Source organism: Cyanobium sp. ATX-6F1 (assembly GCF_047395825.1).
In the GTDB taxonomy this organism is placed as follows: Bacteria; Cyanobacteriota; Cyanobacteriia; order PCC-6307; family Cyanobiaceae; genus ATX-6F1.
This window is the reverse complement of sequence record NZ_JBCEBF010000003.1, coordinates 1,110,622-1,117,579: the sequence shown is the minus strand read 5'-3', so window position 1 is coordinate 1,117,579 and position 6,958 is coordinate 1,110,622. Positions and strand designations below refer to the sequence as shown.

The 6,958-nt window shown below is 68.2% G+C and carries 9 protein-coding genes and 2 pseudogenes; 2 read left to right on the top strand and 9 right to left on the bottom strand.

Features of this window, described 5'->3' with window-relative positions; all coding sequences use genetic code 11:
- Positions 1 to 88: 88 nt before the first annotated feature.
- Positions 89 to 265 carry a hypothetical protein gene (locus AAF143_RS18170; protein WP_255009865.1) on the bottom strand — a complete coding sequence of 59 codons (177 nt, stop codon included), beginning with the start codon at positions 263 to 265 and terminating at the stop codon, positions 89 to 91.
- 307 nt (positions 266 to 572) lie between these two features.
- Here AAF143_RS18170 and AAF143_RS18165 point away from each other — a divergent pair, with 307 nt between their 5' ends.
- Positions 573 to 1,301, top strand: coding sequence for an HAD family hydrolase (locus AAF143_RS18165; protein ID WP_414027492.1), 729 nt, complete (start codon positions 573 to 575; stop codon positions 1,299 to 1,301).
- Positions 1,302 to 1,406: 105 nt separating this feature from the next.
- On the opposite strand, the pseudogene AAF143_RS18160 reads toward AAF143_RS18165, so the two are convergent.
- From AAF143_RS18160 to AAF143_RS18135, 6 genes and pseudogenes are all read right to left on the bottom strand, one after another.
- Positions 1,407 to 1,727 (bottom strand): annotated as a pseudogene (locus AAF143_RS18160) (ATP-dependent helicase C-terminal domain-containing protein); the annotation flags it as partial.
- Between the two features lie 498 nt (positions 1,728 to 2,225).
- Positions 2,226 to 2,681, bottom strand: coding sequence for a hypothetical protein (locus AAF143_RS18155; protein WP_414027491.1), 456 nt, complete (start codon positions 2,679 to 2,681; stop codon positions 2,226 to 2,228).
- A complete protein-coding gene (locus tag AAF143_RS18150; RefSeq protein ID WP_414027490.1) occupies positions 2,678 to 2,989 on the bottom strand; it encodes a hypothetical protein in 312 nt (103 codons plus the stop codon). The genes AAF143_RS18155 and AAF143_RS18150 overlap by 4 nt, the downstream gene beginning before the upstream one ends.
- Positions 2,986 to 3,888 carry a DEAD/DEAH box helicase gene (locus AAF143_RS18145; RefSeq protein ID WP_414027489.1) on the bottom strand — a complete coding sequence of 301 codons (903 nt, stop codon included), beginning with the start codon at positions 3,886 to 3,888 and terminating at the stop codon, positions 2,986 to 2,988. The genes AAF143_RS18150 and AAF143_RS18145 overlap by 4 nt, the downstream gene beginning before the upstream one ends.
- Positions 3,889 to 4,101: 213 nt before the next feature.
- Entirely contained in the window at positions 4,102 to 4,485 is a 384-nt protein-coding gene (locus AAF143_RS18140; protein WP_255009861.1) for a hypothetical protein, read from the bottom strand.
- A gap of 70 nt (positions 4,486 to 4,555) precedes the next feature.
- Positions 4,556 to 4,855, bottom strand: coding sequence for a DUF2973 domain-containing protein (locus AAF143_RS18135; protein WP_255009859.1), 300 nt, complete (start codon positions 4,853 to 4,855; stop codon positions 4,556 to 4,558).
- A 401-nt stretch (positions 4,856 to 5,256) separates the two neighbouring features.
- On the opposite strand from AAF143_RS18135, the pseudogene AAF143_RS18130 reads away from it, so the two are divergent.
- A pseudogene (locus AAF143_RS18130) lies at positions 5,257 to 6,305 on the top strand (trypsin-like peptidase domain-containing protein).
- On the opposite strand, the gene AAF143_RS18125 reads toward AAF143_RS18130, so the two are convergent.
- On the bottom strand, positions 6,302 to 6,580 hold the full coding sequence (locus AAF143_RS18125; RefSeq protein ID WP_255009858.1) for a hypothetical protein: 279 nt from the start codon (positions 6,578 to 6,580) through the stop codon (positions 6,302 to 6,304). The pseudogene AAF143_RS18130 and the gene AAF143_RS18125 overlap by 4 nt on opposite strands.
- A 151-nt stretch (positions 6,581 to 6,731) precedes the next feature.
- Positions 6,732 to 6,920: a hypothetical protein gene (locus AAF143_RS18120; protein ID WP_255009856.1), complete on the bottom strand. Its 189-nt coding sequence runs from the start codon at positions 6,918 to 6,920 to the stop codon at positions 6,732 to 6,734.
- Positions 6,921 to 6,958 lie beyond the last annotated feature (38 nt).

Here is a 6,958-nt window from a genome sequence, read left to right as displayed (position 1 = left end):
GCTGGTCCCGGTGCTGATCAGAGCCGCGTCGCTGGCGAGGCCCTGGGAGGCCCCATCGGTCCAACTGGACTCCATCGACGTCGCGGGCTCAGTGCTCAAGGTGCCGGTAGCAGGACCACCAATAGAGGCTGATGGCGCAGGCGATCACCAAGACCGCACGGCCGATGGGGTGAGCGATGTTGACGGCCCCGATCGTGCCGATCACCATGGCGCTGCTCAGCTGGCGAGAAGCGTCGCGGCGGTTCTTGGCGTGGAAGCGTGCCAAGGCTGGATCGAATCCTCTGGGTCCCAGCCACTCTGATGGATGGTCGGGGGGTGGGCTGGTTGCCGGGCGAGGTTGTCCGATCAAAAGCGGGGCAGCCTGGAGTCAGAGCTGGTCTGCGTGGTTGCTGCAGTTGCACGAAGCCAGAGCGCCAGGGGGACAGGCTGCCCCCTGGGAGAAGGGATCCAATGAAAAAAGGTTCCTAGCCTGAAGCCATCTCCTGCGTCTGTCGGCTCTGGTCCCCGCTGTCCGTCGCCGGCTGCTCCAGCAGCAACTGGCGGTCACCCTGCCCGCCGCCCCTGAGCTGGTCTTGGTCACGGATCTCGATGGCACCCTGCTGGCGGGCTCGACGGCCTGGCGCCGAGGCTTCTACGGGTGGCTCGGCCGCGAACGCCATCGGGTGTTGCACCTGTTCTGCACCGGCCGGGACCTGGCCTCGGTGGCCCGGGTGCTGGAACAGGACAGGCCCCTGGGCCTGCTGGCCCCCCATCTGGTGATCAGCGATGTGGGTTGCACCGTGGCCTGTGGGGCGAGCCTGCGCCCGGTCCCCCTGGCGGTGGAGCCGATCGACCGGCGCTGGCGGGGCCTGCCTGAGCGCCTGGGCCCCTTGCTGCACGGTCAGCCCGGACTGGTCGCCCAGCCCCAGAGTCACAACCGTCGTCTGGCCTACTTCTACGATCCAGCGCGCCTGGACCACCGCCTGATCCCCCGCCTCGAGGCCGAAGGGGTCGATTGCCTGCTCTCGGATGGGCGCTACCTGGATGTGCTCCCTGCGGGCGTGAACAAGGGCACCACGTTGAAGGCGCTGCTGGGCTGGTTGGAGGTGGATAGCGATCGGGTGGTCACAGCCGGTGACACGCTAAACGATCTGGCCATGTTCGAAACGGGCCTCAAGGGAGTGATGGTGGCCAACGCCGAAGCGGCCCTGCGATCCCACCTGTCGCGGTTGCCGGCCACCTACCTGGCCCGGGGCGAGGGTTGCGCCGGCATTGCCGAAGGGCTCACCCACTTCGGCTTTGGCCACCTGCTCAGGGGGTGAGTTGGCCGCCTTCCGCTTCGTGAAGGCGGTGGGGGTGGCGTTGAGCGGATCCTCGGGCCAGGGATGCTTGGGGTAGCGGCCCCGAAGTTCCTGCCGCACCTGGGCGTAACTGCCCTGCCAGAAGCCTGCCAGATCCTGGGTGATCTGCACGGGCCGGCCGGCGGGGGAGAGCAGTTGCACGGTCACCGGCAGCTGGCCCCCCAGCACCCTGGGACCTTCCTTGAGGCCGAACAGCTCCTGCAGCTTCACGGCCAGAACGGGTTCGCCGGAGCTGTAGTCGAGGCGGGCGAGGCGACCGGTGGGGATCGCCACCTGCTCCGGCAGCCGCCGGTCCAGTTCGGAGCGCAAGCTCCAGGGCATGCCGCTCCAGAGGACCTCCCCCAGGTCGATCGCCGCCAGCTCCGCCAGGGATCGCAGCCCCAGCATTTGCTCCCCCAGCCAGCCGTCGAGGTCGGCGGCCAGGGCGCCATCGCTGCGGTCGGGCCAGGGGGGCCCAGGTGCCGATGGGCCAGCACCAGCCGGTGCTGCAGTTGCCGCCGTGCGGGCGTCCAGGGAGGAGCTGCAGACTGCCATTCCTCAAAGCATCGAGCAGGCAGGCGCTGACCGCAGACTCCGGTGGATCACTCCAGGGCCGGCTGCCCAGCCGCAGGGCTCCGAGCCGTTGCTCGACCAGGCCACGCACCCGTCCCTCTGCCGGGTCCCAGCTGACGCTCCTCACCTCCTCGCCCGCTTCGGTGCTCAGCCGCTCCAGGACCGCCGCCGGCAGGGGCAGGGCGGCGAGAATCCGTGCTTCCGAGCCGGCCCCGGCGGGAACGTTCGCCATTCCGCCGCTGGCGCTGCCCGCCTCCAGGCCAGCGACCGCCAGGGCTGGGCAGCCCAGCAGGGGATCGCTGGGATGGAGCAGGGCCCCCTGGCCGCTGCGCATCAGGTAGCGGTTGGAGCCCGCCCCGCGGGCGATCGCCACCCGCTCCGGGTAGGCCCAGGCCACCAGCTCGGCGCTGACCTCGGCCTCCGGGCCGAGCTCGGCTTCGGGGCCGCCGGCGTTTGCCGTCTGGGCAGGGATGGCCTGATCCAGCTGGCGCCGCAGTTGCCGTTGCAGCTCCAGCAGTTGCCACCGCTGGGGATCACGTCCCCCTGGCGCAGCCAGTCCAGGCGCCGGATCAGGTCGCAGCCCGCCTGCCGTGGATCAAGGGGATCCCGTTCGCTGAGCAGCACGGCCAGCTCACAGCCCAGCTCCGGGCAGCCCAGTCGGGCGGCGCGCAGCAGCAGGTGGCCCAGGCGCGGGTGCAGGCCGAGTCGGGCGAGAGCCCGGCCATGGGCGTTCAGGGCCGCTCCCCCATCCAGGGCCCCCAGTTGGCGCAGCAGGGTCTGGCCCCTCAAGAGACTGGCGAGCGGGGTGGCTCCAACCACGGCAGCTCGCTTCCCAGCCCAGCCCCCCACTGGGCCAGCTGCAGCACCAGGGGCGCCGGGTCGCACTCCAGCAGCTCGGGGGGATCGAAGGCGGGTCGGCGCTGCTGCTCCGCCGGTGACCAGAGGCGGATGCAGCGGCCGGGGCCGAGTCGTCCAGCCCGGCCGGCGCGCTGCTCGGCGCTGGCGGCGCTGGAGGGCAGCGTCACCAGGCCATCCATGCCGGTGCGGGGGCTGAAGCGGCTGCGGCGACTGAGGCCGCTGTCGATCACCAGGGTCACCCCTCGATCGTCAGGGAGCTTTCGGCGATGGCCGTGGCCAGCACCACCTTGCCGTTGGCCCTGGGCGCCGGTGAGATCGCCCGTTGCTGGGCGGCCAGGGGCAGGTGGCCATGCAGGGGGGCGATTGCCAGCTCGGTGGCCCAGGGGCAGGCCTCGAGGGCGTCCTGGCACTGACGAATCTCCCGTTGACCGGGGAGAAACACCAGAACGGTGTCACCGGCGCAGCGATCGCTGAGCCAGTGCTGCTCCAGGGCCCTGATCACCTGCCGGGCCAGGGTCTCCCGCTCCCGCGGCGGTTGGTGGCTGATGGCCACCGGGTAGCAGCGGCCCTCACTGGTGATCACCGCCGCCTCAGGCAGCTGGGCGGCCAGGGGCTGCAGATTCAAGGTGGCGGACATCACCCCCAGGCGCAGCTGCGGGGCCAGCACGGAGCGGGCCTCCCGCAACAGCGCCAGGGCCAGATCGGCCTCGGCCCGACGTTCGTGGAACTCATCGAAGAGCACACAGGCCACCCCTTCGAGGGCGGGGTCGCCCTGCAACCGCCGCAGGAACAGGCCATCGGTGAGCACCTCGATCCGGGTGGCGGCGGAGACCCGTTGCTCCAGCCGCACCCGGTAGCCCACCCGCTCTCCGACCGTCTCCCCGAGGTTGGCGGCCAGGCGCTCGGCGGCGGCCTTGGCGGCCAGGCGCCGGGGTTCGAGCATCAGGATCAGGCCCGCCCCGTCGCCTTCGTTCGGGAAGCGATCCAGGTGCTCCAGCAGGGCCAGGGCCACCCGGGTGGTCTTGCCGGCGCCCGGGGGAGCCTGGAGCAGCAGCGTTCCCCCGGCGGGCAGGGCGGCGACGATGCGGCCGAGCAGGGGATCGATCGGAAGGGTCTCAGCCCACCGGGGCAGGCTCATCGACCGCACCCCTGGTGGGGCTGGCGTTTCAGCCGAGGGCGCCGATCGTGAAGGCCACCAGCAGGGTGCTGAGCACCCCCAGAGCGGCCAGAAGTTGGACCAGGGGCCCGAAGGAGAGTTTCAGGGAAAACATGAAGAAATCCTGAAGATGATCGTCTCTCCTTTGTAGCTCCCCTGGCAAGGCTCAGCGGTGGCCATGGGCACCAATCGCCTTCAGCGCACGTGGCGGGCACCGTCGACCGGGTGGTAGGCCTCGCCAGTGGTTTCCTCGTAGACGATGGCCGGCAGGCCGGTTTCAAACATCGTCTGCAGGGCTTCTTTGAGGTAGGGGTTCCAGCCACCGGTGGTCACCTTTCCGTGGCGCACGGTCCAGTCCCAGGTGCCCTGGAGATCGCGGGGGATCCGGCCTTCCCGGTCGCGGCGGGCCACCAGATCCTGCGATTCCACCAGCCCGACCAGGATCGGATCCTTGCCATAGGCCGGGGTGATGCTCAGTTCAAGGCGCACCGGATCCTCCTTGATCAGGTGCAAGCGGAAGCGGGGTGGAAGCTTCAAGCCCCCCAGGACGGCCGCCACGATTCTTGTTCTCTGGTCCAACGATGAAGCCTCTACCGGTTATCTCGGGCACGCACCGGTTGTACCAGTTCACGGACCCGTCCCAGGGTATTCAGGCGGGGTCCCGGGGCAGGGCGGTCTGTTCGTTGTCGCCGCTGAAACGCACGGTCAGCAGATCGTCCTGGGTGATCTGACCGTCGGAGTCAAGCAATTCAGGGTGAATGGTGAGACGGCCGGTGCGGTCGGAGCCGCCCGATCCCGTTGGTGTGTTGACCGAGGAGACTGCGCCTGCATCACCCGGCCGGGGGATCGCCTTGTAGCCCTGGCCCATCACCTTGAAGGCCTGATAAAGCAGCACCAGGACACAGGCGGCGTAGGCCAGGGGAAGCAGTTGGGAGAGAACGGGGCTCATGGCGAAGCAAAGCTGAGGGACCAGGACGCCGTGGTCAGTCCATCATTGCCGAGATGGGGAATTTTGGGCGTAGGTCCAGGCCCAGAGGGTGCTGCAGGCCGCACCGAAGGCGAGAAAAGCCAGCAGTAGATGGTCAGTGTTCATCGGTTGACACAGAACTTCATTAAGCTTAAGCCTACAAAGGCCTCTTGCGGCCTGGCCGCCGCCTCGGCCAGGGGCGATCCGCGCATTCGGTCACATCTCGGCCCTCTCGCAGCTGTTCAAGGACCGCCAACGCTTCTTAGCGTCTGAATGACACGTCCGTGCGGTTGCATGCCGAGGCTTTCCTGCCGGCCCCATCGGGCCGTTCCATTGCTCTCCGTTCTGCTGCTGAGTTCGGCCACCCCGCTGCTGATGCCCCCTTGGGCGCCGAGGCCGCAGGTGGCGCTCTCTCTGGGATCTCCAAGCAGTCGTTTGTGGCCGAGGCGGTGCGCCGCACCGGGCCGGCAGTGGTCACGATCGACACCGAGCGCACGGTGGTCAGCCGCGGTGGATCGGGCCTGCCCCAGGGACTGCTGATGGACCCGATGTTCCGTCAGTTCTTTGGGATGCCCCAGGCCCAGCCCCCTCCCAGCGCACGGAGCGCGGCCAGGGCAGCGGTGTGATCTTTCAGGCCGAGGGCTTGATCCTCACCAACGCCCACGTGGTCGAAAAGGGCAGCCGGGTGACCGTCGGGCTCAAGGACGGTCGCCGGGTGGAAGGCAAGGTGGTGGGCCTTGACCCTGTCACCGACATGGCGGTGGTGCGGTTAATGGGAGCAGGGCCCTGGCCGGTGGCTCCCCTAGGCAATTCCGATGCCCTGCAGGTGGGGGATTGGGCCATTGCCGTCGGCAACCCCTACGGCCTCGATAACACGGTGACTCTGGGGATCATCAGCAACCTCAACCGCAACGTCAGCAAGCTGGGGATCACTGATAAGCGGCTGGATCTGATCCAGACCGACGCCGCCATCAACCCTGGTAATTCCGGCGGCCCGCTGCTCAACGCCGATGGCGAGGTGGTGGGCATCAACACCCTGGTGCGCTCTGGCCCGGGGGCCGGCCTGGGATTCGCGATCCCGATCAACCGTGCCCGCACCATCGTGAGCCAGCTGTTGGCCACTGGCCGCGTGAGCCACGCCATGATCGGTGTGGGCCTTGATGCGGTGAGACCGGGTGAAGGTCAGGGGGCCAGCCGTGGTGCCGTGGTGATGTCGGTGAGCCCGGGAAGTCCTGCCGAGCAGGCGGGAGTGCGCCGGGGTGATGTGATCGTGGCTGTGGAGGGAAAGCCCCTGGCGGGTCCTCCCCAGCTGATCACAGCAGTGGAGCAGAACGGCGTGGGCCGTCCGATGCAACTGGACTTGATCCGAGCGGGGACCCCACTGCAACTGCGGGTGACCCCGACGGAGCTATCAGCTCAACTGGGCCGTTAAAGCACGTCCATGGCACCGGCAGGGGGAGCGGCTGGATTCGATGGGTCGGCCCCCATGAGCTCAATCCCCTTGAAGGCATCGATCGAGAAACTCGAGGGGGTGGCTAGCTGTTGACGCATGATCCATTGGGTGGCCGCCTTCTGGCTTTGCCAGGCTTGGAGCAACTGCTTGGCCAGTCCCTGCAGCATCTGCGGATCACCAGTGGAATCGATCACCCGATTCATGCGCTCCAGTTCGAACTGCTGGCCAATGCTGAGGGCGAGTTGATCGGACATGGCGAGGTCACGACGGGGCGTTGGACTGAACCAATGCTACGAAGTGTTTCGGGTCGGCGCGTATCCAATGCCACAGAGCTACCCGCTGGCTGTCAGCGCCTCCGCACCGGACGGGCGTGCCTTGGGAGGCGCTCTCCCTTGACCTGGTGGTTCAGCTCACTTGCCGCAGTTCCTCCACGCACATAGTCACGCATTCGCCGTCATCCAGGGAGCAGGTGGTGATGCACTCGAAATAGGTTTCGGCGGCTTCCCTGGTGCGGTGGTGGTGAGGCTGATAGTCGCCGGCGCCCTCCAGGTCCTGGGGCTTGGAGGAGGTGTAATCACCGATGGGGAAAGTCATCAATCCCGAAGCGGGGGTACTGTCAGGTTATGCACACC